At 69.9% G+C, this 25,198-nt stretch carries 24 protein-coding genes and 1 rRNA gene; 10 read left to right on the top strand and 15 right to left on the bottom strand.

Translation table 11 applies throughout. The annotated features are described in order from the left end of the window. Nucleotides 1–22: 22 nt before the first annotated feature. The 9 genes from IEX13_RS00125 to IEX13_RS00085 all read left to right on the top strand — a co-directional run bounded on the left by IEX13_RS00125 (nucleotide 23) and on the right by IEX13_RS00085 (nucleotide 8,816). On the top strand, nucleotides 23–712 hold the full coding sequence (locus IEX13_RS00125) for an ABC transporter ATP-binding protein (RefSeq protein WP_188659701.1): 690 nt from the start codon (nucleotides 23–25) through the stop codon (nucleotides 710–712). Nucleotides 713–722: 10 nt separating this feature from the next. Beyond that, the gene (locus IEX13_RS00120; RefSeq protein ID WP_188659698.1) at nucleotides 723–1,883 is read left to right on the top strand and encodes an ABC transporter permease; all 1,161 of its coding nucleotides are present in this window, start codon (nucleotides 723–725) and stop codon (nucleotides 1,881–1,883) included. A 12-nt stretch (nucleotides 1,884–1,895) separates the two neighbouring features. Then, complete coding sequence (locus IEX13_RS00115) at nucleotides 1,896–3,077, top strand: ABC transporter permease (RefSeq protein ID WP_188659695.1); 1,182 nt, start codon at nucleotides 1,896–1,898, stop codon at nucleotides 3,075–3,077. A gap of 67 nt (nucleotides 3,078–3,144) precedes the next feature. Continuing rightward, the gene (gene rarD / locus IEX13_RS00110) at nucleotides 3,145–4,104 is read left to right on the top strand and encodes an EamA family transporter RarD (protein ID WP_188659692.1); all 960 of its coding nucleotides are present in this window, start codon (nucleotides 3,145–3,147) and stop codon (nucleotides 4,102–4,104) included. A 38-nt stretch (nucleotides 4,105–4,142) separates the two neighbouring features. Further along, on the top strand, nucleotides 4,143–4,601 hold the full coding sequence (locus tag IEX13_RS00105) for an iron-sulfur cluster assembly scaffold protein (RefSeq protein ID WP_188659690.1): 459 nt from the start codon (nucleotides 4,143–4,145) through the stop codon (nucleotides 4,599–4,601). Next, a complete protein-coding gene (locus IEX13_RS00100; RefSeq protein ID WP_229668483.1) occupies nucleotides 4,601–5,545 on the top strand; it encodes an XdhC family protein in 945 nt (314 codons plus the stop codon). Before IEX13_RS00105 ends, IEX13_RS00100 begins: the two co-directional genes overlap by 1 nt. Further along, complete coding sequence (locus IEX13_RS00095; protein WP_188659686.1) at nucleotides 5,542–6,159, top strand: nucleotidyltransferase family protein; 618 nt, start codon at nucleotides 5,542–5,544, stop codon at nucleotides 6,157–6,159. Before IEX13_RS00100 ends, IEX13_RS00095 begins: the two co-directional genes overlap by 4 nt. A 36-nt stretch (nucleotides 6,160–6,195) precedes the next feature. Then, on the top strand, nucleotides 6,196–6,663 hold the full coding sequence (locus IEX13_RS00090) for a (2Fe-2S)-binding protein (protein WP_188659684.1): 468 nt from the start codon (nucleotides 6,196–6,198) through the stop codon (nucleotides 6,661–6,663). Continuing rightward, a complete protein-coding gene (locus IEX13_RS00085; RefSeq protein WP_188659682.1) occupies nucleotides 6,660–8,816 on the top strand; it encodes a xanthine dehydrogenase family protein molybdopterin-binding subunit in 2,157 nt (718 codons plus the stop codon). Before IEX13_RS00090 ends, IEX13_RS00085 begins: the two co-directional genes overlap by 4 nt. Before the next feature lie 9 nt (nucleotides 8,817–8,825). Here IEX13_RS00085 and yedA read toward each other — a convergent pair whose 3' ends face one another. The 14 genes from yedA to IEX13_RS00015 form a co-directional block, all read right to left on the bottom strand. Beyond that, a complete protein-coding gene (gene yedA, locus IEX13_RS00080; protein WP_188659680.1) occupies nucleotides 8,826–9,713 on the bottom strand; it encodes a drug/metabolite exporter YedA in 888 nt (295 codons plus the stop codon). Continuing rightward, entirely contained in the window at nucleotides 9,710–10,570 is an 861-nt protein-coding gene (locus IEX13_RS00075) for a methylated-DNA--[protein]-cysteine S-methyltransferase (RefSeq protein WP_188659678.1), read from the bottom strand. Before IEX13_RS00075 ends, yedA begins: the two co-directional genes overlap by 4 nt. 56 nt (nucleotides 10,571–10,626) lie before the next feature. After that, complete coding sequence (locus tag IEX13_RS00070; protein WP_188659675.1) at nucleotides 10,627–12,807, bottom strand: carboxy terminal-processing peptidase; 2,181 nt, start codon at nucleotides 12,805–12,807, stop codon at nucleotides 10,627–10,629. A 108-nt stretch (nucleotides 12,808–12,915) separates the two neighbouring features. Continuing rightward, nucleotides 12,916–13,923 (bottom strand): lipoyl synthase, encoded by a 1,008-nt coding sequence (gene lipA, locus IEX13_RS00065; protein WP_188659673.1) that lies wholly within the window; start codon nucleotides 13,921–13,923, stop codon nucleotides 12,916–12,918. 6 nt (nucleotides 13,924–13,929) lie between these two features. Next, nucleotides 13,930–14,634, bottom strand: coding sequence for a lipoyl(octanoyl) transferase LipB (gene lipB, locus IEX13_RS00060; RefSeq protein WP_188659671.1), 705 nt, complete (start codon nucleotides 14,632–14,634; stop codon nucleotides 13,930–13,932). Further along, nucleotides 14,622–14,900, bottom strand: coding sequence for a DUF493 family protein (locus IEX13_RS00055; protein ID WP_188659670.1), 279 nt, complete (start codon nucleotides 14,898–14,900; stop codon nucleotides 14,622–14,624). Before IEX13_RS00055 ends, lipB begins: the two co-directional genes overlap by 13 nt. Before the next feature lie 60 nt (nucleotides 14,901–14,960). Next, on the bottom strand, nucleotides 14,961–16,184 hold the full coding sequence (locus IEX13_RS00050) for a D-alanyl-D-alanine carboxypeptidase family protein (protein ID WP_188659668.1): 1,224 nt from the start codon (nucleotides 16,182–16,184) through the stop codon (nucleotides 14,961–14,963). Nucleotides 16,185–16,254: 70 nt separating this feature from the next. Further along, nucleotides 16,255–17,241 carry a septal ring lytic transglycosylase RlpA family protein gene (locus IEX13_RS00045; protein WP_188659666.1) on the bottom strand — a complete coding sequence of 329 codons (987 nt, stop codon included), beginning with the start codon at nucleotides 17,239–17,241 and terminating at the stop codon, nucleotides 16,255–16,257. Beyond that, nucleotides 17,238–18,269, bottom strand: a complete 1,032-nt coding sequence (mltB, locus tag IEX13_RS00040; RefSeq protein WP_188659664.1) for a lytic murein transglycosylase B — start codon at nucleotides 18,267–18,269, stop codon at nucleotides 17,238–17,240. Before mltB ends, IEX13_RS00045 begins: the two co-directional genes overlap by 4 nt. A gap of 56 nt (nucleotides 18,270–18,325) precedes the next feature. Then, on the bottom strand, nucleotides 18,326–19,435 hold the full coding sequence (rodA, locus tag IEX13_RS00035) for a rod shape-determining protein RodA (RefSeq protein WP_188659662.1): 1,110 nt from the start codon (nucleotides 19,433–19,435) through the stop codon (nucleotides 18,326–18,328). After that, nucleotides 19,432–21,294, bottom strand: coding sequence for a penicillin-binding protein 2 (gene mrdA, locus IEX13_RS00030; protein WP_188659660.1), 1,863 nt, complete (start codon nucleotides 21,292–21,294; stop codon nucleotides 19,432–19,434). The genes rodA and mrdA overlap by 4 nt, the downstream gene beginning before the upstream one ends. A 4-nt stretch (nucleotides 21,295–21,298) precedes the next feature. Continuing rightward, nucleotides 21,299–21,787 (bottom strand): rod shape-determining protein MreD, encoded by a 489-nt coding sequence (mreD, locus tag IEX13_RS00025; protein WP_188659658.1) that lies wholly within the window; start codon nucleotides 21,785–21,787, stop codon nucleotides 21,299–21,301. Further along, nucleotides 21,784–22,755 (bottom strand): rod shape-determining protein MreC, encoded by a 972-nt coding sequence (mreC, locus tag IEX13_RS00020; RefSeq protein WP_188659654.1) that lies wholly within the window; start codon nucleotides 22,753–22,755, stop codon nucleotides 21,784–21,786. The genes mreD and mreC overlap by 4 nt, the downstream gene beginning before the upstream one ends. Before the next feature lie 37 nt (nucleotides 22,756–22,792). Next, nucleotides 22,793–23,830 (bottom strand): rod shape-determining protein, encoded by a 1,038-nt coding sequence (locus IEX13_RS00015; protein WP_188659651.1) that lies wholly within the window; start codon nucleotides 23,828–23,830, stop codon nucleotides 22,793–22,795. 169 nt (nucleotides 23,831–23,999) lie between these two features. Here IEX13_RS00015 and IEX13_RS00010 point away from each other — a divergent pair, with 169 nt between their 5' ends. After that, nucleotides 24,000–24,938, top strand: coding sequence for a carbohydrate kinase family protein (locus tag IEX13_RS00010; RefSeq protein ID WP_188659647.1), 939 nt, complete (start codon nucleotides 24,000–24,002; stop codon nucleotides 24,936–24,938). A 165-nt stretch (nucleotides 24,939–25,103) separates the two neighbouring features. Here IEX13_RS00010 and rrf read toward each other — a convergent pair. Then, nucleotides 25,104–25,198: ribosomal RNA gene (gene rrf / locus IEX13_RS00005) — 5S ribosomal RNA — on the bottom strand; the annotation flags it as partial.

Genomic DNA, 25,198 nt, shown 5'->3' with positions numbered 1-25,198 from the left:
ACAAACACATCGAGAGGTCGTCATGTCTGAATCCCTGGTGCAGATCCGCCAACTGACCAAGCACTACACCCGCGGCAAGCAGACCGTCGAGGTGCTGCACGGCATCGACCTGGACATCCCGCGCGGCGACTTCGTGGCGCTGATGGGGCCCTCGGGTTCGGGCAAGACCACCTTGCTCAACCTCATCGGTGGCCTGGACACACCCACCGCCGGCAGCGTCAGCGTCGACGGCAAGCGCATTGACCAGTTCAGCGGCGGCGAACTGGCGAAGTGGCGCGCCGAGCACGTCGGCTTCGTCTTCCAGTTCTACAACCTGCTGCCGGTGCTCAGCGCCCAGAAGAACGTCGAACTGCCGCTGCTGCTGACGAAGATGACCGGCGCCGAACGCGCCAAGCGCGCGCAGGTGGCCCTTACCCTGGTCGGCCTGGCCGACCGCGCCGGCCACAAGCCCAACGAACTTTCCGGCGGCCAGGAACAGCGCGTGGCCATCGCCCGCGCCCTGGTCACCGACCCGACCCTGCTGGTCTGCGACGAACCCACCGGCGACCTCGACCGCAAGACCGCCGACGAGATCCTGGGCCTGCTGCAGGTCCTGAACCGCGAGCACGGCAAGACCATCATCATGGTCACCCACGACCCCAAGGCCGCCGATTTCGCCACGCACACGGTGCACCTGGACAAGGGCCTGCTGGCTGAATCGGGCGCCCACTGAGGACACCGCCATGACCAAGACCGGATTCGTCCTAGCCAACCTGTTCCACAAGAAGACCCGCACCTCGCTCACGCTGCTTTCGGTGGTGATGGCCTTCGTGCTGTTCGGGCTGCTGCAGTCGCTCAACCTGGTGTTCAGCGCCGGCGCCGACTTCGTCGGGGCCACGCGCCTGGTCACCCAGTCGCGGGTGTCCTTCACCCAGTCGCTGCCCATGCGCATGGTGCCCGAGATGGACGCCATCCCAGGCGTGCAGCGGGTGATGTACCAGCAGTGGTTCGGCGCCGTGTACCAGGACAACCCGCAGATCTTCGCCTTCGCGGTGGACCCCGAACGCCTGCACGAGGTGTACCCCGAGTGGGTGATGCCCGAAGAGCAGTGGAACGCCTTCCGCGACATCCGCACCGGCATGATCGCCGGCAAGCTGCTGGCCGACCAGTACGGCTGGAAGGTCGGCGACCGCATCCCGATGAAGTCCAGCATCTTCCCGCAGAAGAACAATTCCAAGGACTGGGAGTTCGAACTGGTCGGCATCTTCGACGGCAAGGACGAGGAGTGGCGGCGCCAGACCGCCGGGAACATCTACATCAACCACGCCTACTTCTCCGAAGCGGCGCTGTTCGGCGGCGGCCTGGCCGGCATCTTCGTGCTGCGGCTCGAAGACCCGGAGATGGCCGAATCGATCGCCACGCTGGTCGACGCGCGTTACCTGAACTCCTCGGACGAAACCAAGACCCAGACCGAGAAGGATTTCCAGGTCGGCTTCATCAAGCAGCTCGGCGACATCGGCATGATCGTGCGCTGGATCCTGTTCGCGGTGTTCTTCACCCTGCTGCTGGTGGTGGGCAACACCATGGCCCAGAGCGTGCGCGAACGCGTGCCGCAGTTCGCGGTGCTCAAGACCCTGGGCTTTTCGGACAACAGCGTGCTGGCCTTCGTACTGGCCGAAACGCTGGCGCTATGCGCCATCGGCGGCCTGGTCGGGCTGGGCCTGGCGACGGCGCTGGGCGCCGTGGTCGCGCAGGCGGCGGGCCCGATGTTGCCCATCGCCGTGGACGGGCGCGTCTGGATGGCCGGCATCGCGGCCATCGTCGTGCTGTCGCTGGTGGTGGGATTGTTGCCGGCGCTGCGTGCGCGCCGCCTGAAGATCGTTGATGCCCTGGCCGGGCGCTGAGGAGGCTTGACCATGCTTAGCCAGATCATCGCCATCACCGGCCTGAACCTGCGGTCCATCCCGCAGCGTTGGGGCCCTTCCCTGGTCATCATCATCGGCCTGGCCGGCGTGGTCGCCGTGTTCACGGCCCTGCTGGCCATGGCCCAGGGCTTCCAGTCCACGCTCAAGGACGCCGGGCGCACCGACAACGCCATCGTGCTGCGCGGTGGCTCCGGCGCCGAACTCAACTCCGGCTTCGGCGGCGACAGCGCCGACCTGATCAAGCTTGGCCCGGGCATCCGCAAGGGCAAGGACGGACGGCCGCTGGCCGCCGGCGAGATCATGGTCATCACCGAGCTGTTCAAGAAGGGCGAGCAGGTCAACGGTTCGAATGTCACGATGCGCGGCGTCGAGCCGGCCTCGTTCGAACTGCGCCCGCAACTCCGGATCATCGAAGGCCGGATGTTCGAACCCGGCCTGCGCGAAATCGTCGTCGGCGTCGGCGTCGCCAGGCAATTCGCCGGCGTCGAACTGGGCGAGGTCCTGCGGATGCGCGGCTCGGACTGGACCGTGGTCGGCATCTTCGAGGCCGGCGACGCCAACGACAGCGAAATGTGGGCGGACCTGGGCACGGCGCAGTCGGCCTTCAACCGCGGCAACAGCGTCAGCGGCGTGCGCGTTGGCCTGGAGTCGCCCGAATCGCTGTCGGTGCTTGAACAGGCACTCACCGCCGACAAGCGGCTGACGGTGGAGGTCCTGCAGGAACAGGCCTACTACAGCGCCCAGACCGGCCAGTTCCGCGCCATGGTCAGCGTGCTGGCCGGCGTGGTGACGCTGATCATGGGCCTGGGCGCGATCTTCGCCGCGCTCAACACCATGTACGCGGCGGTGGCCACGCGCAGCCGCGAAATCGCCACCCTGCGCGCGATCGGCTTCGGCGGTTTCCCGGTGCTGGTGTCGGTGATGATCGAGGCCGTGGTGCTGGCCTTCCTCGGCGGCCTGGCCGGCGCCTTCATCGCCTGGGCGCTGTTCGACAACCTGTCGGTGTCCACGCTGGGACAAAGCTTCACCCAGGTGGTGTTCGCCTTCCAGGTCAGCCTGGAACTGGTGCTGGCCGGGCTGGTGGTGGCGGTGGTGATCGGCTTCATCGGCGGCCTGCTGCCGGCGGTGCGGGCGGCACGCCTGCCGGTGACCACGGCACTGCGCACGCAGTAGGCACCACACCGTTGCAGCCACGCACCGGCGCTTGGGCGGATAATCCCCGCCCCAGCCCGGAGCCGCCGTGACCGCCATTCCCGCCATCGACCGCAAGGGCCTGTCGGCCGCCATCGCTTCCTACGTGCTGTGGGGCGTGTTCCCGCTTTACTGGATCCTGCTCAAGCACGTGCCGTCGATGCAGATCATCGCCCACCGGATCATCTGGTGCGCGGTGTTCGTGGTCGGCTACCTGCTGCTGCGCGAAGGCCGCCGCTGGCTCGGCGACGCACTCGCACGCCCCGGGGTCGGCCGGCTGCTGGTGCTGTCGAGCCTGCTGATCAGCTTCAACTGGGGCGTGTACATCTGGGCGGTCACGCACGGGCGCGTGGTCGAGGCCAGCCTGGGCTATTTCATCAACCCGCTGGTGAACGTGCTGATCGGCGTGCTGGTGCTGCGCGAGCGCCTGAACCCGTCGCAGTGGACGGCGGTGGCCATCGCCGCGGCGGGCGTGCTGTGGCTGGCCTTCCAGCACGGCGATCCGCCCTGGGTGGCGCTGACGCTGGCTTTCAGCTTTGCCTTCTACGGGCTGATCCGCAAGGTCGCGCAGGTGGACGCGATTCCCGGCCTGGCTATCGAAAGCCTGATCCTGCTGGTGCCGGCGCTGGCCTGGCTGGGGTTCGCCCACTGGCAGGGAGTGGCCGCCTTCCTGGACGGCGACATCGGCAGCGACGTGCTGCTGGTGATCGGCGGCGCCCTCACCGCCCTGCCCCTGATCGGTTTCGCCTACGGCGCCCGGCGCATTCCGTACTCGCTGGTCGGCATCCTGCAGTACATCGCGCCGACCCTGCAGCTGCTGGCCGGCGTGCTGATCCTGGGCGAAGCCTTCAGCGCCACGCAGGCGGTGGGTTTCGCCTGCATCTGGCTGGCCCTGGCCATCTACGCCGCCGACGGCTGGCGCCGTGCGCGCCGCCAGCCGACCAGGGCGGCGCAGGAACACTGCGCCGAGGAAGTCCCTGCCACCGACGGTGCCGCGCCGCCGAAGTAGGTTTGCGCCGCCCGTCGCCGCGGCGGCACACTGCCGGCATGACCACGCCTTCCCCCGAGCCGGCCGATGCCGCCGCCGCGCTGTATCGGCAGCAGGTGCTCGAGCACGGGCGGCAGCCGCGGCAGGCCGGGCGGCTGGACGGCCGGGCCCGGCGCGCGCAGGCCAGCAACACCCTCTGCGGTGACCGCGTCGCGGTCAGCCTGCGGGTCGACGAATCGGGCCGCATCAGCGAACTCCGCCACGAATCGCAGGCCTGCCTGCTTTGCCTGGCCTCGGCCTCGCTGATGGCCCAGCACGTGGCCGGGCTTGATGCCGCCGGCGTCGCGCGGCGCCACGAAGCGCTGCGCGCCTGCATTCAGGACGCATCCGGCGCCGACGGCGACCTGGCCGCACTGGCCGGCGTCGCGCCCTACCCTGCGCGCCACCGCTGCGTGCTGCTTCCCTGGGAAGCGCTGCGCGATGCGCTTGAAGCGCCCGAATCGGAACCGTCCCCGTGATGGCCCATGGCGGCCTGCTGGCCGTGTTGGAAGCCGCCCGCGCGTTTCGCGACCAGGGCCAGGCCTTCGCGCTGGCGCTGGTGACCGACACCGAAGGATCGACGTATCGCAAGGCCGGCGCCCTGGCCCTGGTGGCCGGCAACGGGGAACGCAGTGGCACGCTTTCGGGAGGCTGCCTGGAGCCCGCGCTCGACGCCCTGGCCGCACGCGTCATCGCCAGCGGCGAGCCGGAAGCCGCGGTGCTCGACACCCGCGACGACGACGACCTGTTGTTCGGTTCGGGCTCGGGCTGCCGCGGCCGCATGCGGGTGCTGGCCTGGCCGGTTCCCGGCGCCGGGCAAACCCTGCTTGACCGGCTTGGTGACGCGCACGCGGCGCGGCGGGCGCTGGCGGTTTGGGTCGGCGTGGACACGGCGACCCTGGGCGAGATCGCGTTCGATGCAACGCTTGCCGGTCCGGGGGCACTGGCCGTGCAGATCGCGCCGGCTCCCCGGCTGCTGCTGCTCGGCGCCGGGCCCGAGGCGCCACCGCTGCTGCACCTGGCGCGGGTGATGGGCTGGCTGGCGGAAGTGGTCGACCATCGCCCGGCCCTGCTGCGCGCCGAGCGCCTGGCCGGCGCCTCTGCCCTGCATGCGCTTCGCCCCGCGCAGGCGCTGGCGGACCTGGCGGCGCTGCCGGACGCGGCGCTGGTGATGACCCACCTCGCCAGCGCCGACCTCGAAGCCTTGCGCGCCCTGGCAACCCTCGACGTGCCCTATGTCGGCCTGCTCGGCCCGCCGGCGCGACGTGACGAACTGGTGGCGCAGCTCCCCGCCGGTGAACAGGCGCGGCTGCAGTCGCGCCTGCACGCACCCGCGGGCATGCCGCTGGGCGGGCATGGTCCGGAGGCCATCGCGCTGGCGATCGCGGCCGACCTGCAGCGTTATTTCCACGGCGCGCGATGACCCTTCCCCAACACGCCCTGTTGGTGCTTGCCGCGGGGGCGTCGCGGCGCCTGGGCGAACCCAAGCAGCTGCTGCGGGTGGACGGGGAAAGCCTGGTGCGCCGTGCCCTGCGTTTCGGCCTGGCCACCAACCCGGCGCAGGCCCTGCTGGTGCTTGGCGCCGGCGCCGACGAAGTGCGCAACGAGGTCGCCGGGCTGCCGGTCACGCCGCTGGTTTGCGAAAACTGGCAGGCCGGCCTGGGTGCGTCGCTGGCCACCGGCGTGCAGGCGCTGGGCGGGGACATCGCGGGCGCGCTGGTGGTGCTGTGTGACCAGCCCGCCCTGGACGGCGCACACCTGCAGGCCCTGGTCGCGGCCTGGCGCAGGGATCCCGCGCAGGCGGCCGCCAGCGCCTACGCCGGCGTGCTGGGCGTGCCGGCGCTGCTGCCGTGCGCCTGGTTCGAAGAACTCGCGTCCGGCCGCGACGACCGCGGCGCCCGCGGACTGCTGCGCCGGCATGCGCGGCAGGTGTCCGCCGTGCCTGCGCCGGGCCTGGCACACGACCTGGACACGCCGGCGCAGCGTGAAGAATGGCGGGCCCGGTCTTCACTTGGACCGAAGGACCCGGCGGAGTAGGCTCACGCATCAAGCCAGCCGCCGCCAGGGGTCGCCATGAAGCTCACCGTCAACGGCGTCGAACACGACGTCGACGCCACGCCGGAAATGCCGCTGCTCTGGGTTCTGCGCGACCTGGTCGGACTGACCGGCACCAAGTACGGCTGCGGCCTCTCGCAGTGCGGCGCCTGCACCGTGCACCTGGACGGCAGCCCGGTGAAATCCTGCGTGCTGCCGGTGTCGGCCGTGGCCGGACGCGCAGTGACCACCATCGAAGGCCTCTCCAGCGACGGCAGCCACCCGGTGCAGAAAGCCTGGGCCGAGCTCGACGTCGTGCAGTGCGGCTACTGCCAGTCCGGGCAGATCATGGCCGCGGCCGCGCTGCTGCAGCAGGTGGGGCAGCCCACCGACCAGCAGATCGACGAGGCCATGGGCGGCAACCTCTGCCGCTGCGGCACCTACCCACGCATCCGCGCCGCCATCCACAAGGCCGCCGGGCAAAACAGCGACGGAGGCCAGGCATGAACGCCGCCAACGATCCTTCCCGCCGCCGCTTCCTGAAGGCCGGCGCCCTGCTGGGCGGTGGCCTGGTGGTCGCCTTCGTGGTGCCGGGCGGCAAGCGCCTGGCTTTCGCCCAGGAACCCGCGGCCAAGGCCACGCTGCCGCCGCCCAACGCCTTCCTGCGCGTGGGCAGCGACGACAGCGTCACCGTGCTGCTGGCGCATTCGGAAATGGGCCAGGGCATCTGGACCACGCTGCCGATGCTGATCGCCGAGGAGCTCGACGCCGACTGGTCGCGCATCCGGGTTGAACACGCGCCGGCGGCAGCGGTGTACGCCAGCCCGGTGTTCGGCATGCAGGGCACCGGTGGTTCCACCACCACCTGGTCCGAGTTCGACCGCTACCGCCAGGTCGGCGCGGCGGCGCGCGCGATGCTGGTGCAGGCCGCCGCGGCGCGTTTCGGCGTTGCCGCCGGGGACTGCCGCACACAAAACGGCGTGGTGATCTGCGGCGATCAGCGTGCCCGCTACGGCGAGCTGGCCGATGCCGCGGGCCAGTTGCCCGTGCCCGAAGCCGTCACGCTCAAGGCGCCGGCCGACTGGAAGGTCATCGGCAAGGACACGCCCCGGCTCGACACGCCCGAGAAAACGACCGGCCGCGCCGTGTTCGGCATGGACGTGCAGTTCGAGGGCCTGCTTACCGCGGTCGTCGCCCGCGCGCCGGTGTTCGGTGGCCAGGTGAAGTCCTTCGACCCGGCGCCCGCGCTGGCGGTGAAGGGCGTGCGCAAGGTGGTGCAGGTGCCCTCGGGCGTGGCCGTGGTGGCCGATCATTTCTGGGCGGCCAAACAGGGCCGCGATGCGCTGGAGGTGGAATGGGACCTGGGCCCGAACGCGGCGCTCGACAGCAAGGCGCTGCGCGACCAGTTCCGTGGCCTGGCACAGACGGACGGCGCCAGCGCCGCCAGTGCCGGTGACGCCCGCGCCCGCGTGGCCGCGGCTTCGCGCAAGGTCGAGGCCGAATATTTCGTGCCCTACCTGGCGCATGCCGCCATGGAGCCGCTCAACTGCACGGTGCGCATCGGCCCGGACAGCTGCGATCTTTGGGTCGGCACCCAGTTCCAGACCGTGGAACAGAACGCCGCCGCCGCGATCACCGGCCTCAAGCCCGAACAGGTGACGGTGCATACGCCCTTCCTCGGCGGCGCGTTCGGGCGCCGCGCAACGGCCACCGCCGACGTGGTGTCCGAAGCCGTGCACGTGGCCAAGGCCGCGGGCGCGCCGGTCAAGACCGTCTGGACCCGCGAAGACGACACCCGCGGCGGCTATTACCGGCCGATGTTCCTTGAGCGCGCCGCCATCGCCCTGGGCGACGACGGCCTGCCGGTGGCCTGGGACCACACCCTGGTCGGGCAATCGATCATGGCCGGCACGCCCTTCGAGGGCAGCATCAAGAACGGCGTCGACAATGCCTCGGTCGAGGGCGTCAGCGATTCGCCCTACATCAAGGACCTGGCCGACCACCGGGTCGAGCTGCATTCACCCCGCACCGGCATCCCGGTGCTGTGGTGGCGCTCGGTCGGCCACAGCCAGAACGCCTTCGTGATGGAAAGCCTGGTCGACGAACTGGCGCACGCCGCCGGCCGCGACCCGCTTGAATACCGGCGCACGCTGCTGGCCAGGCACCCGCGCCATCTCGGCGTGCTCAACCTCGCCGCGCAAAAGGCCGGCTGGGGCGGGCCGCTGGCGAAAGGCCGCGCGCGCGGCATCGCCGTGCACGAGTCCTTCGGAAGCTACGTGGCCCAGGTCGCGGAAGTGTCGGTGGAATCCGGGAAGGTGCGCGTGCATCGCGTGGTCTGCGCCATCGACTGCGGCATCGCGGTCAATCCGCTGGCGATCCGCGCCCAGATGGATTCGGGCATCGCCTTCGGCCTGGGCGCGGCGCTGCACGGCCGGATCACCTTCGCCGACGGGCGAGTGCAGCAGTCGAACTACCACGACTACCCGTCGCTGCGCCTGCCGGAAATGCCGGTCGTGGAAACCCACATCGTCACCAGCACCGAGCGCGCCGGCGGCGTCGGCGAACCCGGCCTGCCGCCGATCGCCCCGGCCGTCGCCAACGCGGTCTTCGCACTGACGGGCAAGCGCCTGCGCGAACTCCCCCTGCGCCTGGACGCCTGAGGCCGGGCCTCAGGCGACGCGGGCCTTCGAGAAGGTGATCAGGATGACGCCGGTGAGGATGACGGCCATGGCGCCGATGGCGTGCACGCTGAAACGTTCGCCCAGCAGCAGTGCGCCCAGCATCACCGCGATCGGCGGGTTGACGTAGGCATAGCTGGTCGCCAGCGCCGGCCGCACGTTGTGCAGCAGCCAGACGTAGGCGCTGAAGCCGATGATCGACCCGAACGCCGCCAGGTAGCCCACCGCCAGGGTCGCGCGCAGCGGCGGCACTTCGGTCAGGCGCTCGCCCAGGCCCAGGCCCAGCAGGCCCATCGTGACGCCGCCGCACAGCATCTGCGCGGCCGTGCTCATGAACGGTGCGGGCAGGTCGCGGCCCCGGCTCCAGACCGAACCCCAGGCCCAGGCGATGGGCGCCAGGATCAACGCCGCCATGCCCGGCAGGCTGCCGCGCAGCTGGCTGCCGGCGTTGAGCCAGATGACGCCGAGAAAGCCGATCGCCAGCCCCAGCCATTCGCCGCGGCTGGGATGCTGCCGGCGCAGCACGCCGAACAGCGCCGCCCACAGCGGCATCGACGCCACGGCGATCGCGGCCAGGCCCGAGGACACCGACTGTTCGGCGAAGTTCACCATGCCGTTGCCCAGCAGCATCATGAACAGGCCCATGACCGCGGCGTTGTGCCACTGCGCACGGGTCGGCGCGGCGTGGCCGCGCCAGCGAAGGAAGGCGTAGAACACCAGGCTGGCGGCGATGAAGCGGATGCTGCCCATCAGGAAGGGCGGATAACCTTCCAGGCCGACGCGGATGGCCAGGTAGGTCGAACCCCAGACCAGGTAAACCGAGGCGAGCGCCAGCGCGACCGCGACGGCGGACGGAGGCGCGGCGGGCGCGTTGTTCATGCCTGTTTGCGTCTCGCGGAAGGGTGTTGGCGGGTTTCGGTGTCCAGCAGGGCCTGCTTGCGCGGCAGGCCCCAGCGATAGCCGCCGAGGCTGCCATCGCCGCGGATGACGCGGTGGCAGGGCACCAGGACCGCCACCCGGTTGCTGGCGCAGGCGCGCGCCACGGCGCGCGCGGCGCGCGGCATGCCCAGCGAAACGGCCAGCTCGGCATAGCTGCGGGTTTCGCCGGCAGGGATGCGCATCAGCGCTTCCCACACGCGCTGCTGGAAGGCGGTGCCCACCAGTTCCACCGGCACGCTGCCCCGGCCCTGGGCCAGGGCGTCGGCCACGGCGCGAACGCGCGGGGCCAGGAACTCATCGCGGCCCGCGTCCACGCGGTGCAGCGCGGCACGCGGGAATTCCGACTGCAGGTCCTTGGCCAGGGCGTCCGGGTCGTCGCCCAGCAGCACGGCGCAGACGCCGCGTTCGGTCACCGCCACCAGGGCCTGGCCCAGCGCGGTGTCCACCAGCGACCAGCGGATGTCCAGGCCATCGCCGCCGCGCCGGTAGGCCTGCGGCGCCATGCCCAGGCGGGCGGCGCCGTTTTCATAAACGCGGCTGGGTGAACCATAACCGGCGTCGTAAAGCGCGCGGGTGACGTCGTGGCCGGCGCGCAGGCCCTGCTTGAGGCCGGCCAGGCGGCGCTGGGCCCGGTACTGCGCAGGGCTGATGCCGAACTGCTGGCGGAAGCGGCGCTGCAGGTAGGTGGCGCTGAGGCCGACGGCCGCGGCCAGTTCGGCCAGGCCCAGGTCGGCGTCGTCGAGCAGGCGGCGGGCCTGGTCGAGGCGGGGGTCGGCGGCGAGTGGCGGTCTTTCCATGCGGGCGAGGTTAGCCGGCACCCGGGGGGCCGGCTATCCGGTTCTTGCGCCCCCGCTCATTCCGCCCAGATGGTGGGCCGGCGGGTGACCGGCAGCACCTGGGCGGTGAGCTGGCCGTCGGCCGACAGCAGGTCGAGGGCATCGGCCAGGATCGCGGCTGATTCGCGCAGCAGCGGGTCGGGGCCATTCTTGGCGGCCTCTTCCTCGGCCGCCTGCTCGACCACGCTGCGCTCGTTGTAGGCCAGGCCGTCGTCCACCAGGGCGGCGGCTTCGTCCACTTCCAGGCCGGCCGCGACGCGCTCGGCGCGGCGCTGCTTGCGCTCGGCCTCGAGGCGGTCGCGTTCGGCGCGGCGCACGTCTTCGTTCAGCGACACCTGCTTCTTCCCGCGTTCGCTGCGGAAGCGGGCCACGTCCTCCGACCACCACTGGAACTCGCGGTCCTTCGCCACGCGGGCCTCGTGGTTGGCCACCAGCTGCGGGGTAAGCACGGCCAGGTTGCCGACGTTGCCGTGCGGCGCCATGGCGATGCGCGTCGCGGGCAGGGCGTTGTCGTAGGTGCTTTCACCGTATTCGGTGGCGTCGAGGCTGACCGGGAACTGCAGGTCGGGCACCACGCCGGCGTGCTGGGTGGTGCCGCCGTCGACGCGGAAGAACTGCGCCACGGTCAGCTTCACCTGGCCAAACTTGACGTCGCCCTTGCGCGGGAAGCGGTCGAGGTCGATCAGGCTCTGCACGGTGCCCTTGCCGAAGGTCGGCTCGCCGATGATCAGGCCGCGGCCGTAGTCCTGGATGGCGGCGGCGAAGATTTCCGAGGCCGAAGCCGAGGCGCGGTTGACCAGCACGGCCAGCGGGCCGTCCCAGGCCACGCCGGTTTCATCGTCGGCTTCGACGCTGACGCGGCCGCCGGTTTCGCGCACCTGCACCACCGGGCCGGTATCGATGAACAGGCCGGTCAGTTCCACCGCCTCGAGCAGGGAACCACCGCCGTTGTCGCGCAGGTCGATGACCACGCCGTCCACCTGCTCGGCGCGCAGTTCGCGCAGCAGGCGCGCGACGTCGGCGGTGGCCGAGCGCGCGTCCTCGTCGCCGCGGCGGCGGGCGTCGAAATCAAGATAGAAGGTGGGCAGCTCGACCACGCCGATGCGGCGGTCGTCGACCTCGATGATGCGCTTCTGCGCCGCCTGCTGTTCAAGCTTGACCTTGTCGCGCTCGATCACCACCAGCCGGGGCTTGGCGTCCACGCCGGCCTCGGCCGGCAGGATGTCCAGGCGGACCTTGCTGCCCTTCTTGCCGCGGATCAGGGCCACGGTGTCGTCGATGCGCCAGCCCACCACGTCGACCATCGGGCCGGTGTCACCCTGCCCCACCGCGATGACGCGGTCGCCGACGTTGACCTTGCCCGAATTGGCGGCCGGGCCACCCGGCACGATGGTGCGCACCACGACGAATTCGTCCTGGCGCTGCAGCACCGCACCGATGCCCTCGAGCGAAAGGCGCATCTGCATGTTGAAGTTTTCCGCGCTGCGCGGCGACATGTAGCTGGTGTGCGGGTCGATGGACCCGGCATAGGCGTTCATGAAGGTTTCGAAGGCGTCGTCCGCGCGCAGTTCGCCGACGCGTTCGGCCATGCCGGCGTAACGCTTGTCGAGCGTCTTGCGGATCTCGGCCTGGCTGCGGCCGGCCAGCTTCAGGCGCAGGGCGTCGTTCTTGACGTACTTGCGCCAGGCGTCGTCGAGTTCGCTGCCGTTGGCCGCCCACTGGGCTTCCTCGCGGTCATAGAGCCAGGTTTCCTCCTTCGAGAAGTCGAAGGGCTGCTTGAGCAGCGAGCGCGCGTAGGCCACGCGGTCGGCGACCCGGCGCTGGTAGGTCGCGAAGATCTCGAAAGCCGGCGCCAGCTGCTGCGACTTGATCGCGTCGTCATGCTGCAGGCGCTGGGCATCGAAACGTGCGATGTCGGCGCGGGTGAAGAACAGCTTCTGGCCGTCCAGGGAATCGAGGTAACGGCGGTGGATTTCGGCCGACAGTTCGTCGTTGAGCGGCTTGGACCGGTAGACGTAGCGGCTGTCGGACAGGATGCCGTAGACCATGCGCGCCGCCGCCGCCTGTTCAGCCGTCGGCGCCAGCGCCGGCGGGCCGGCGCGGGACGCGGCGGTTTCCGTGGCCGGGCTGCCGGTGGCCGCCATGGCCAGGGCCAGGGGCAGCGCGGCGGAAAGGGCGATCAGCTTGTACTTGAGCATGTTTGGGATCCGGTGCGTCAGGGGCCCACTCTGCGCCCCGGCGAAGGCCGCGGCGTGTGCCAGTAGTGCTGGCTTGGGGCACGATTCCGAGCATACCCCGCCCGGCGTTCAGGCGGTGTCGGCGACGAACCCGGCTTCAGCGGCCATTCGGTCCGCGTGGTAGGACGAACGGACCATGGGCCCGGAGGCCACGTGGGTGAAGCCCAGGGCCTGGCCGGCGGCTTCAAGGGCCTTGAACTCCTCGGGGGTCCAGTAGCGCATCACCGGGTGGTGGTGCGGCGTGGGCTGCAGGTACTGGCCGATGGTGATCATGTCCACGTCGTGTGCCCGCAGGTCGCGCAGCGTGGCCATCACCTGTTCGAAGGTTTCGCCCAGGCCCAGCATGATGCCGGACTTGGTGGGCACGTCCGGATGCTGCGCCTTGAAGCGCTTGAGCAGCTGCAGCGACCAGGCGTAGTCGGCGCCCGGGCGCACGTTCGGGTACAGGTCGGGCACCGTTTCGAGGTTGTGGTTGAACACGTCGGGCGGCGACTGCGCCAGGATCTCCAGCGCGCGGTCCATGCGGCCCTTGCCGCGGAAGTCGGGCGTGAGGATCTCGATCTTCAGCGACGGCGACAGCGCGCGTGATTCGCGGATGCAGTCGACGAAATGCTGGGCACCCCCGTCGCGCAGGTCGTCGCGGTCCACGGACGTGATGACAACATAGCGCAAGCCCATGTCGGCAATCGTGCGCGCCAGGCTGGCCGGCTCGCTGGCGTCGGGCGGCTTGGGCCGGCCGTGGGCGACGTCGCAGAAGCTGCAGCGGCGCGTGCAGACCTCGCCCAGGATCATGAAGGTGGCGGTGCCGTGGCTGAAACATTCGTGGATGTTCGGGCAGCTGGCTTCTTCGCAGACCGTGACCAGGCGGTTCTCGCGCAGCTTGCTCTTGAGCTTCTGCACCGCATTGCCGGACGGAATGCGCACCCGGATCCAGCTGGGTTTGCGCAGGATGGGCGCGGCTTCGTCGAACTTAACCGGGCTTTTGCCGATCTTGTCCCCGCCAAGCTGTTTCTGGCCCTCCACCAGCGGCGAACCCAGGACCTGCAGCGGGATGGACTTGCTGGTGGACTCGGACATGACGCCTCAGGCGGAAGTGAGATCGGGGAGGCCGGCCACGGGCCGGGCCTGCAGGCCAAGGCGGCGGGACAGGGCCTCGACCAGCAGCGGCTGGATCGCGGCGAGCTCGCCGGGACCGCCCAATTCTAGCATCGAGGTCACTTCCAGGCCCTGGTAACCACAGGGATTGATGCGCCTGAACGGCTCGAGGTCCATGGCGATGTTGAAGGCCAGGCCATGGAAACTGCAGCCCCGGCGCACGCGCAGGCCCAGGGCCATGACCTTGCGGCCGTCCACGTAGATGCCGGGCGCGCCGTCGCGGCGTTCGCCGTGCACATCGAAACCGGCCAGCACGTCGATGACCGCCGCTTCGATGCGGCAGACCAGTTCGCGCACGCCCACGCCCAGCCGGCGCAGGTCCACCATCGGGTAGGCCACCAGCTGGCCGGGGCCGTGGTAGGTGACCTGGCCGCCGCGGTCGACCTGCAGCACCGGGATGTCCCCGGCCGCCAGCACGTGTTCGGGTTTGCCGGCCTGGCCCAGGGTGAACACCGGCTCGTGTTCGACCAGCCACAGTTCGTCGGGCGTGTCCGGGCCGCGGGCGTCGGTGAACTTCTGCATGGCGCGCCAGACCGGTTCGTAGGCCTGGCGGCCCAGTTCGCGCACCAGCCAGGGCCGGTCGGCCGGCGCCGCGGCGGGCGCCGTGTCGCAGGCGGCCGCTACAGCGTCCACTTCACCGCCGGGTGCTCGCGCAGCGCGCCGTGCGCGGCGTCGTAGTCCTCGCGGCTGTGCGCCTCGAAGACCAGGGAAACGGAAACATAGTTGCCCTTGGCCGAGGGCTTGATGGCCATGCGGTCGCGGTAGACGGTCAGGCCCAGGGCCTCGAGCACCATCGGCATCACCAGGTGCAGGTCGGCTTCGGCCGACCCCATGGCGCTGATCTCGAAGATGCCCGGGAACTGGAACCCGTGCTCGGGATTGTCGGAGTGGATGGACATGGCCCCATTATGGGGGCGCCGGGCCGCCCGCCCAAGGGCCGGGGACCCGCCAGGCCGGGCTTATTCGCTTTCCCACCACAGCCAGAAATCGTCGCTCATGCGCTTGAAGAAGCCGCCCTCGGCGACCTCGGCCAGCGCCACCAGCGGCCGTTCCGCGACCACCTTGCCGTCCAGGCTCAGGCGCAGGGTGCCGATGGCCTGGCCCTTGGCGACCGGCGCCGTCAGCTGCCTGGGCACGTCCATGCTCGGCTTGAGGTCGCCGTAGCGACCGCGCGGCACGGTGACGAGCAGCGCCTCGGTGACGCCCAGCGACACGACGTCGGCGGCACCGCGCCAGATGGGGTGTTCGGCCACCTGGTCGCCGGCGCCATAAACGCTGTGCGTTTCGAAGTGGCGGAAGCCCCAGTTGAGCAGGGCCAGGTTGCCCTGCTCGCGCAGGCGGAACCCTTCGTTGCGGCTGTTGGTGTCGATGCCCAGCACCACCGACACCAGGCGCTGGTCGCCACGCTTGGCCGACGCGGCCAGGCAATAGCCGGCGGCCGAGGTATGGCCGGTCTTGAGACCGTCCACGCTGTCGTCCTTCCACAGCAGGCCGTTGCGGTTGTACTGCTGGATGCCGTTGTAGGTGAATTCCTTGATCTTGTAGAGCGCGTAGTGCTCGGGGAAGTGGTTGATCAGTGCGCGCGACAGCGTGGCGATGTCGCGCGCGGTCATCAGGTGGCCTTCGGCGGTCAGGCCGTGCGCGTTCTCGAAGTTCGAACCGGTCATGCCCAGCTTGCTGGCGTAGGCGTTCATCATGTCCACGAAGGCCGCCTCGGTGCCGGCCAGATGTTCGGCCAGCGCGATCGCGGCGTCGTTGCCGGACTGGATGACCAGGCCGTGCAGCACGTCGTCGAGTTTGACTTCGGTATTGACCTCCAGCGCGCTGTAGCTGCCGTCGGTGCCGGCGCCGCCCTGGCGCCAGGCGTTTTCGCTGATCTTGACCATGTCATCGAGCGACGCCCGGCCGGCGGCCACCTCGGCGGCGACGACATAGGACGTCATCACCTTGGTGATGGACGCGGGGTTGAGCGGCTCGTCGATCTTTTCGCCGGCCAGCACCTGGCCGCTGACGTGGTCCATCAGGATCCAGGCCTTCGCGCCTACGGGCACCGGGGCCTCGGGCGTGGGCGGCGGCGCGACCTCGGGTTTGTCGGGCAGCGGCGTCGGGGCGGGGGCCTGGGCGAAAGCACCGCCGGCCAGCACGGCCACCAGCAGGAAGGGCAGGAAACGGGAAACGGACATCCGGCAAGAACTCCAGTTATTCAGGGCCTGCGCGGGGCGCCGACCGGGGACGAGGCAATGATGCTAGCCCCTATTCAATGAACACGCGCGGGCTGGGCAGGCCCAGGGCGCGCAGGCTTTCGATGACGCTGGTCGCCGCAGGGGCCGCCAGCGGGCCGATGCGCACGCGCCAGAGTTTGTTGCCGTTGACCTTCACCGACGCGACTTCGACGTCCTTGATGCCGGCGTCTTCGATGAGGCGGGCAACGCGGCGGGCGTTGTCGCGTTCGCGGTAGGCGCCCACCTGCAGGATGCGGCGGCGGCCGTCTTCGGCCACGTGCACGACGGGCCCGGGCAGCGGCGCCGACGCCGGCAGCGGCGCGGCCGGGGTGCCGGCCACGCGGGGCGCATCGGCACCGGGCACAAGGGCCTGCACTTCCACCTTGGCGGTGCCGCTGCGGTCCAGGCCCAGCTTCACCGCGGCGGCATAGCTGAGGTCGATGATGCGGCCGGCGTGGAAGGGACCGCGGTCGTTCACCCGCACCACCACGCTTTCGCCGGTGTCCAGCCGGGTCACCCGCGCGAAACTCGGCAGCGGCAGGGTCTTGTGCGCGGCGCTGAAGCTGCACATGTCGTAGATCTCGCGGCTGGACGTATGCCGGCCGTGGAATTTCTGGCCGTACCAGGACGCCACGCCACGTTCGCGATAGCCTTCGGCCCGCTCCAGCACGCGATAACTCTTGCCCAGCACCGTGTAGGGCGAACGGTTGCCATAACGCGCCAGCGGTTCGTGGCGGGGCTCGGGTTCGACCAGGCCGCTGATGTCCAGGCTTTGGCTGGGCGCCGAGTCCGCCACGCCGGGCGCGTACAGGCCGCCGGCGGTGTAGTCCTCGTCGCGGTGTTCGCGCACCTGCAGGCAGGCGGCCTGCAGCGCCTTCGCCGACGCGGCGGCGGGCGTCGCGGCGACGGCGTTGCGCGGCGTGTCGCCGGCGGGTTCGACCACGGGCGCCACGGGGCGGGTGGGCTTGCCGGCGCAGGCCGCCAGCAGCAGCACCACGCAGGCCAGGCCGGCCCTCATGGCGCGGCGGCGGCCCCGGTGCCGGCGGCGATTTCGCGCGACAGCTGGTGCACGGCCATGGCGTACATCGGCGAGCGGTTGTAGCGGGTGATCGTGTAGAAGTTCCGGAAGCCGAACCAGTGTTCGGTGCCGCCCGTGCCTTCCAGCGTCACCAGCGTGGCCTTGTGGTCATGGCCCAGGGCCTCGGCCGGGCGATAGCCCTTCTCGCCCAGCTCGGCCAGGCTGTAGCGTGCTTCCAGGCCTTCGGGCTTGAAGGGCTCGGTGCCCTCGTCGGCGCGGGCCAGGGCCACCACCGGTTCGCCGGCCTGCCAGCCATGGGCGACGAAATAATTGGCGATCGAGGCGAAGACGTCGTCGAGCGACCCGAACAGGTCGCGGCGGCCGTCGCCGTCGCCGTCGCGGGCGTAGGCGCGGTAGCTCGACGGCATGAACTGGCCGTAGCCCATCGCGCCGGCATAGCTGCCCTTGAGCGCGGCCAGGTCGAGGTTTTCTTCCTTGGCCAGCAGCATCACCTGGGCCAGTTCGTCGCGGAAGAAGCGGCCGCGGGCGGTTTCACGTTCGACCTGGCCGGGGTCGCCGCTGACCGGGTAGAAGAAGCCTAGCGTGTACAGCGCATCGAGCACCGGGTAGCTGCCGGTATTGCCGCCGTAGCTGGTTTCGACGCCGATGATGGCGACGATCATTTCCGCGGGCACGCCGGTGTCGGCCTCGACCTTGGCCAGGGCGTCGCGGTGGCGGGCCAGGAAGGCCTGGCCGTCGCGGATGCGCTTGTCGGAAATGAAGATCGGCCGGTAGTCGCGCCAGGGCTTCACCTTTTCGGCCGGCCGCGACATGGCGCTGACGATACTCGGCCGGTAGGCCGACTTCGCCAGCCATGCTTCGACCTCGGCGGCGGGCAGGCCGTATTCGCTGCGGGCATGGTCGAGGAAGGCCTGGCGCAGCGCCGGGTCCGGCGACGGGTTGGCGGCGGCCGCGGCGGTGAAAACGGCCAGCAGCAGGGCGGACAGGCGGATCAGGTGGGTGCGCATGGAAACAAGCATATGGGAATGCCGGCGATTTGACACGACGGCGTCGCCCGCCCGGTTCAGCTAGCCATGAACTTGCGGTGTGCGTGCACCGACATCACCATGCCAAAACCCACCAGCAGCGACACCGCCGAGGTGCCGCCGAAGCTGACCAGGGGCATGGGCACGCCCACCACCGGCAGCAGGCCGGCGACCATGCCGCCGTTGACGACGACATACACCGAGAAGGTCATGGCCAGGGTGCCGGCCAGCAGTCGGGAGAAGCCGTCGCGGGCCTGGGTGGCGATCCACAGGCAACGCCCGACCACGAACAGGTACAGCGCCAGCACGGTGACCACGCCCGCCCAGCCGAACTCTTCGCTGAGCACCGAAAAGACGAAGTCGGTGGTGTGTTCGGGCAGGAAGTCCAGGTGCGACTGGCTGCCCTGCCCCCAGCCCTTGCCGGTGAGCCCGCCCGAACCGATGGCGATCTTGGACTGGATGATGTTCCAGCCCGCGCCCAGCGGATCGTTTTCGGGATTTATGAAAGTGAGGATGCGCTCGCGCTGGTGCGGCAGCAGGAAGGGCCAGGCCGCCGGCAGCGCCGCCAGACCCAGGCCGGCGAAAAGGCCGATGCGCCACCAGGCGATGCCCGCCAGGAAGATCGCGAACACGCCCGAGGCCGCCACCAGCATGCCCGTGCCCAGGTCGGGCTGGAGCACGATCATTCCCACCGGCACGCCGATGATGGCGGCGCAGACCGCCAGCACCCGCCAGCCCGGCGGCAGCGGCACCGAGTGCAGGTACCAGGCCAGCATCATCGGCACGGTGAGCTTGAGCAGTTCGCCCGGCTGCAGGTAGAACACGCCGAGGTCGAGCCACAGGTTGGCGCTGCGCCCCGTGCCGAACACGAACACCGCCGCCAGCAGCAGCAGGCTGCCGGCATAGGCCAGCGGGGTCCAGAGGCGGAATTTCGCCGGCGTCACCCGCGACAGCAGCAGCAGCGCCACCAGGCCGACGCCGAAGCGCGCCCCCTGCGACACCACCAGCCGGGTGTTTTCACCCGAGGCGCTGGCCAGCACGACCAGGCTGACCACCATCAGCGCCAGCAGGGCCAGCAGCAGCGGCAGGTCCACCTTTTCGAACAGGCGGTCGAACAGTTCACGGGCCCAGCGCAGCACGGCGCTCATGGCGCGGCCTCGTCGACGACCGGCAGCAGCCAGGCGTCCATGATGCGCCGGGCCACCGGCGCCGCGGCGCCGCTGCCCGAGCCGCCGTGTTCGACCAGCACGACCACGGCGATGCCCGGGTCTTCCACCGGCGCGAAGCCGATGAACCAGGCCTGGTGGCGCAGGTGGTAGGGCAGGTCCTTGGGGTTGGTGCGTTCGGTGCCACGGCGGCTGACGCGCTGGGCGGTGCCGGTTTTGCCGGCCATGCGGTAGGTGGCGCCCACGGCGGCGGCGCGGGCCGAGCCGGTGGGGCCGTGCATCACCGCCACCAGCCCCTCGTTGACCGCCGCCAGGTCTTCGGCGCTTTCAATCACCCGACGCCCGGGCAGCTGCAGTTCCGGCTGCAGCGGCTGGTTGAAGCCGGCCTGGCTGGCCTGAAGCAGGTGCGGCCGGTAGAGCATGCCGCCGTTGGCCAGCACGGCCGTGGCCTGGGCCATCTGCAGCGGCGTGGTGACCCAGAAGCCCTGGCCGATGGCGGCGTTGACGGTGTCGCCGGGGAACCAGTTCTGGTTGTACTGCCGCCGCTTCCAGCGCCGCGAGGGCCGCACGCCGGACATCTCGCCGGCCAGGTCGATGCCGGTGGGGCGGCCAAAGCCGAGGCGTTCGAAGAAGGGGTCGATGCGGTCCACGCCCAGCTCGACCGCCAGCTCGAAGTAGTAGGTGTTCACCGACTGCGCCAGCGATTCGGTCAGGTTCACGCGCCCGTGGCCACCCGGTCGCCAGTCGCGGTAGCCACGCGGCTGGCCCGGCAGGAAGAATTCGCCGGTGGACAGGGTTTGGTATTCGGGCGTGCGGATGCCCGCTTCCAGCGCCGCCAGCGCCATGAACGGCTTGATGGTCGAACCCGGCGGCGCACCGCCGAGCACGTTGCGGTTGAACAGCGGCCGCGACGGTGCCTGCAGCGCCTGCCAGTCCGGATGGCTGATGCCGTTGATGAACAGGTTCGGGTCGTAGCTGGGCAGGCTGACCATGGCGAGGATTTCGCCGTTGCGCGGGTCGACGGCGATCGCCGCGCCGTGCTGGCCTTCGAAGGCGTCCACCATCGCCTGCTGCAGGCGGGCGTCCACGGTCAGGCGCAGGTCGGTGCCGGGCGTGGCCGGCTGCCGGCGCACCACGCCCAGGGCCCGGCCCTCGACATTGGTTTCGACTTCTTCGTAGCCGATCTCGCCGCGCAGGCGGTCTTCGTAATATCGCTCGATGCCGGCCTTGCCGATGTGGGTCAGCGCGGCGTTGCGGCTGTCGCCCATGGCCGCCAGGTCGTCGGCATCGACGCGGCCGACGTAGCCGATGACGTGGGCGAAGAGGTCGCCGTAGGGATAGCGCCGGGTCAGGTAGGGAACGACCTCGACGCCGGGGAATCGGTGGCGGTTGACGGCCAGCCGCGCCAGCTCGCCTTCGCTCAGCCGCAGCTTCAGCGGCACCGGGCGGAAGCTGCGGGTCGCGCGGCGTGCCTCGCGGAACCGCCCGATGTCCTCGGGGTCGAGTTCGACCAGCTCGGCCAGGCCCGCGAGCGTGGCGTCGAGGTCGTCCACCTGTTCGGCGACGATCTCGAGGCGGTAGGCGGGCACGTTGTCGGCCAGCAAGCGACCATTGCGGTCGTAGATGAGGCCACGCGCCGGCACGATCGGCCGGGGTTTGATGCGGTTGGCTTCCGAACGCAGCTGGTACTCCTCGTGCTGCAGGACCTGCAGGCGGAAATAGCCGCCCGCCAGGCCCAGCAAGGCCAGCGCGATGCCGATGAAGCCGACGATGGCGCGGCGGTCAAACTGCGCCGCTTCGGCATGCAGGTTCTTGAGCTTGCGGCGCGGGATGCTGCGCATGGGGTCAGTTGCCGCGGTCGCGCGTGCGCAGGCGCAGCCCGTCGAGCAGCAGGAACAGCCACGGCCACAGCGCGAAACCCAGCACCGGCGACAGCCAGCTGGTCCAGTGCAGCCAGCCGTTGCCGGCCATGGCGTGGATGGCCTGGTCGACCAGGCGGTCGTTCACCAGCAGCGCGAAGATGGCCAACGCCTGCTGCCACAGCGGGAAGAAACGCAGGCGGGCGCGGAAGCGCTGCACCAGGAAGGCCAGCACCACCAGGCGCAGCGCCTGTTCGCCCAGCAGGGTGCCGGCCACCAGGTCGGCGGCCAGGCCGGCGATGAAGGCCGTCCCCAGCCCCACCTGGTCGGGGGTCTCGAGCAGCCAGTAACAAAGCAGCATGGCCAGCACGTAGGGCCGGGCCAGGTCCATGCCGTCGGGCAGGGGCACGACCATCAGCAGCAGGGCCAGGAACAGGCCGCCATAGAGAAGCCAGCCGGAAGGTCCGCGATTCATTCGCCGGGCTCCCGGGGCGGGACGGTGGCTGGCCCGGCTTCCGTGGCTGCGCCGGCATCGGTCTGCGTGGAGGCCTGCTCTTCGACCGGGGCCGGTGGTGGCGGCAGCGGCGGGCCGGCATCCAGGCCGGTGGTGGTGTTGCTGACCAGCAGGACTTCGACGCCGCGGTCCAGACGCGCCGAAGGGCGGGCCTCGGCGACGACGAACAGCTGGGTTTCGTCGGGCTCCACGATCTCGACCACGCCCACGGGGAAGCCCGCGGGGAACCGGCCGCCGATGCCGGAGGTCACCAAGCGGTCGCCGACGCGGATGTCGCCGCTTTGCGGGATGCTGGGCAGGCGCAGCATGTCGGTGCGGCCGGTGCCGTAGGCGATGGCGCGCAGGCCGGTGCGGGCGACCTGCACCGGCACCGCGTGCTCGGGGTCGGTCAGCAGCAGCGCGGTCGAATGCCGGGGCGTGACTTCGATGACCTGGCCCAGCACGCCGCCCGCGTCGATCATGGCCTGGCCGACCTGCACGCCGTCGTTGGCGCCGGCGTCGAGCACGATGCGCTGGCGCGAAGGATCGAGGTCAACGTCGATGATGCCGGCCAGCTGGGCGCTGAGGCGGTAGCCACGGGTGCCGCCCAGCAGTTCGCGCAGGCGCTGGTTTTCCTCGGCCACGGCCAGCAGCCGGTGCAGCCGGCTGGCGTTGACCTGCAGTTCCCGGTGCAGGCGGTCGTTTTCCTGCTGCAGGTCCGACCGGCTGCTGAAGAACTCGCCGGCGCTGTCGCTCAGGCGGCCCGGGGCCGATGCCAGCCACCACACCGGCTCGGCCAGCGTCGAGAGGTGCACGCGCGCCTTGGCGGCGAACCCGCCGCGCAGGTCCGCCACCATCAGCACGGTGGCGATGGCGAGGTAGGCCAGCAGCGGTAGGGTGCTGCCGGCGCCGTCGGTCAGGCGCGGCGCCGGGTTTCCAGGATAGGCCACGGCGTCATCCGGATGGGAACTGCGCCTGCAAGCAGGCTCACTCGGCGGAGAAGAACTCGTTGCCGTGCATGTCGATCAGCTCCAGCGCCCGGCCGCCACCGCGGGCGACGCAGGTGAGCGGGTCGTCGGCCACGTGCACGTGCAGACCGGTTTCCTCGGAGATCAGCTTGTCGAGGTCGCGCAGCAGGGCGCCACCACCGCTGAGCACGATGCCGCGTTCGGCGACGTCGGCGCACAGTTCGGGCGGGGTCTGTTCCAGCGCCTGCTTGACCGCGCTGACGATGCCGCTGAGCGGTTCGTGCAGGGCCTCGAGCACTTCGTTGGAGTTGATGACGATCATGCGCGGCACGCCCTCGGCCAGGTTGCGCCCCGACACTTCGAACTCCTTGACCTGGGCCTGCGGGAACGCGCAGCCGATCTCGAGCTTGATGCGTTCGGCCGTGGTTTCGCCGATCAGGGTGCCGTGGTTGCGGCGCACGTAGTTGATGATCGCCTCGTCGAAGCGGTCGCCGCCGATGCGCACCGACTGCGAATAGACGATGCCGTTGAGCGAAATCACCGCGACCTCGGACGTGCCGCCGCCGATGTCGATGACCATCGAGCCGCGGGCCTCGTCCACCGGGATGCCGGCGCCGATCGCGGCGGCCATCGGCTCTTCGATCAGGTAGACCTCGCGGGCGCCGGCCTCTTCGGCCGACTCCTTGATGGCGCGGCGTTCGACCTGGGTCGAGCCGCAGGGCACGCAGATCAGCACGCGGGGGCTGGGCCGCAGGAAGCGCGACTTGTGCACCTTCTTGATGAACTGCTTGAGCATTTCTTCGGTATGGGTGAAGTCGGCGATGACGCCGTCCTTCATGGGCCGATGCGTGGTGATGTTGCCGGGGGTGCGGCCGAGCATCTTCTTGGCCTCCGCGCCGACGGCGGCGACCTCGCGGCCCCCGGGGCCATGGCGCACGGCAACCACCGAGGGCTCGTTCAGGACGATGCCCTGGCCACGGACGAAAATAAGGGTGTTGGCGGTTCCGAGGTCGATCGACAGATCGTTCGAGAACAGCCCGCGGAGCTTCTTGAACATGCGGGAGAGCCCGTTAAATGTGGGGTTTCGGGGGGTGGGCTAGCGTAGCAACCACCCTCGCACGCGGCAAGGTAAAAACCCGTTATCCCGTGCCTTACGGCGGGTGCCGCGCTAACATGTGCGACTTTGCGGGCGGTCGTCCCGCTCCTGCCCCGAGAGGTCCCGAACAATGGCGTCCGCCCTTATCTGCGGTTCCCTGGCCTACGACACCATCATGGTGTTCCAGGACCAGTTCAAGAACCACATCCTGCCCGACAAGGTCCACATCCTGAATGTGTCCTTCCTGGTGCCGCGGATGCGCCGCGAGTTCGGCGGCTGCGCCGGCAACATCGCCTACAACCTCAAGCTGCTGGGCGGCGACCCGATCCCGATGGCCACCGTCGGCCAGGACTTCGAGCCCTACCGGGAACACTTCGAGGCCTGCGAGATCCGCCTGGACCACGTCAAGACGCTGGCCGACCTCTATACCGCCCAGGCCTTCATCACCACCGACCTGGACGACAACCAGATCACCGCCTTCCACCCGGGCGCGATGATGCGCTCCTACGAAAACCACGTCCGGGACGTGAAGGACGTGGGTTTTGGCATCGTCGGGCCGGACGGTTACGAAGCGATGCTGCAAAACTCCAGGGAATTCGCGGAGTTGGACATCCCCTTCATCTTCGACCCGGGCCAGGCCATGCCGCTGTTCAACGGCAAGGAACTGACCCAGATGATCGAACAGTCCACCTACGTCACGGTCAACGACTATGAGTCGAACCTGCTGCAGGAAAAGACCGGGCTGTCGGAAAAGGACATCGCCGGAAGGGTAAAGGCCTACATCATCACCCGGGGCCCCAAGGGCTCCGAAGTACACACCCAGGACGGCGAGCTGCACATCCCGGCGGCCACCGCCATGCGCGTGGTCGACCCCACCGGCTGCGGCGACGCCTACCGCGCCGGCCTCATCTTCGGCCTGATGAACGGCATGGACATGGCCACCACCGGCCGCATCGCATCGCTGATGGGCGCCCTGAAGATCGAACACTTGGGCCCGCAGAACCAGCGTTTTGATTACGAAGAGTTCGCCGAGCAGTTCCGCCAGCAGTTTGGCTACGCGCTGCGCTGATACCTCCCCGGGTTTCTCCGAAAGGCCGCCTCCGGGCGGCCTTTTTGTTGCCCGGGGCTTCGTGCACGATCTTGGACCGGGTAAAGAAAAACCCCCGCCTTCCGGGCGGGGGTTTTGTAAAAAGAGAAAGCCCGGTCCTGTTGGACCGGGCTTTCGGGGTAAAGCCCCTGGCGATGACCTACTCTTGCATGGCTTAGGCCACACTACCATTGGCGCAGCTGCGTTTCACTTCCGAGTTCGGGATGGGATCGGGTGGTTCC

It is taken from the genome of Arenimonas soli (assembly GCF_014643775.1).
Classification (GTDB): Bacteria; Pseudomonadota; Gammaproteobacteria; order Xanthomonadales; family Xanthomonadaceae; genus Arenimonas; species Arenimonas soli.
The sequence above is the reverse complement of the archived record's forward strand: the minus strand, read 5'-3'. Positions and strand labels throughout refer to the sequence as shown.

Excerpts from the sequence above, each read along its gene's own strand:
- IEX13_RS00125 (WP_188659701.1), top strand. The coding sequence starts at position 23 with ATGTCTGAATCCCTGGTGCAGATCCGCCAACTGACCAAGCACTACACC.
- IEX13_RS00120 (WP_188659698.1), top strand. The coding sequence starts at position 723 with ATGACCAAGACCGGATTCGTCCTAGCCAACCTGTTCCACAAGAAGACC.
- IEX13_RS00115 (WP_188659695.1), top strand. The coding sequence starts at position 1,896 with ATGCTTAGCCAGATCATCGCCATCACCGGCCTGAACCTGCGGTCCATC.
- IEX13_RS00105 (WP_188659690.1), top strand. The coding sequence starts at position 4,143 with ATGACCACGCCTTCCCCCGAGCCGGCCGATGCCGCCGCCGCGCTGTAT.
- IEX13_RS00100 (WP_229668483.1), top strand. The coding sequence starts at position 4,601 with ATGGCCCATGGCGGCCTGCTGGCCGTGTTGGAAGCCGCCCGCGCGTTT.
- IEX13_RS00095 (WP_188659686.1), top strand. The coding sequence starts at position 5,542 with ATGACCCTTCCCCAACACGCCCTGTTGGTGCTTGCCGCGGGGGCGTCG.
- IEX13_RS00090 (WP_188659684.1), top strand. The coding sequence starts at position 6,196 with ATGAAGCTCACCGTCAACGGCGTCGAACACGACGTCGACGCCACGCCG.
- IEX13_RS00085 (WP_188659682.1), top strand. The coding sequence starts at position 6,660 with ATGAACGCCGCCAACGATCCTTCCCGCCGCCGCTTCCTGAAGGCCGGC.
- yedA (WP_188659680.1), bottom strand. The coding sequence starts at position 9,713 with ATGAACAACGCGCCCGCCGCGCCTCCGTCCGCCGTCGCGGTCGCGCTG.
- IEX13_RS00075 (WP_188659678.1), bottom strand. The coding sequence starts at position 10,570 with ATGGAAAGACCGCCACTCGCCGCCGACCCCCGCCTCGACCAGGCCCGC.
- IEX13_RS00070 (WP_188659675.1), bottom strand. The coding sequence starts at position 12,807 with ATGCTCAAGTACAAGCTGATCGCCCTTTCCGCCGCGCTGCCCCTGGCC.
- lipA (WP_188659673.1), bottom strand. The coding sequence starts at position 13,923 with ATGTCCGAGTCCACCAGCAAGTCCATCCCGCTGCAGGTCCTGGGTTCG.
- IEX13_RS00055 (WP_188659670.1), bottom strand. The coding sequence starts at position 14,900 with ATGTCCATCCACTCCGACAATCCCGAGCACGGGTTCCAGTTCCCGGGC.
- IEX13_RS00050 (WP_188659668.1), bottom strand. The coding sequence starts at position 16,184 with ATGTCCGTTTCCCGTTTCCTGCCCTTCCTGCTGGTGGCCGTGCTGGCC.
- IEX13_RS00045 (WP_188659666.1), bottom strand. The coding sequence starts at position 17,241 with ATGAGGGCCGGCCTGGCCTGCGTGGTGCTGCTGCTGGCGGCCTGCGCC.
- mltB (WP_188659664.1), bottom strand. The coding sequence starts at position 18,269 with ATGCGCACCCACCTGATCCGCCTGTCCGCCCTGCTGCTGGCCGTTTTC.
- rodA (WP_188659662.1), bottom strand. The coding sequence starts at position 19,435 with ATGAGCGCCGTGCTGCGCTGGGCCCGTGAACTGTTCGACCGCCTGTTC.
- mrdA (WP_188659660.1), bottom strand. The coding sequence starts at position 21,294 with ATGCGCAGCATCCCGCGCCGCAAGCTCAAGAACCTGCATGCCGAAGCG.
- mreD (WP_188659658.1), bottom strand. The coding sequence starts at position 21,787 with ATGAATCGCGGACCTTCCGGCTGGCTTCTCTATGGCGGCCTGTTCCTG.
- IEX13_RS00015 (WP_188659651.1), bottom strand. The coding sequence starts at position 23,830 with ATGTTCAAGAAGCTCCGCGGGCTGTTCTCGAACGATCTGTCGATCGAC.
- IEX13_RS00010 (WP_188659647.1), top strand. The coding sequence starts at position 24,000 with ATGGCGTCCGCCCTTATCTGCGGTTCCCTGGCCTACGACACCATCATG.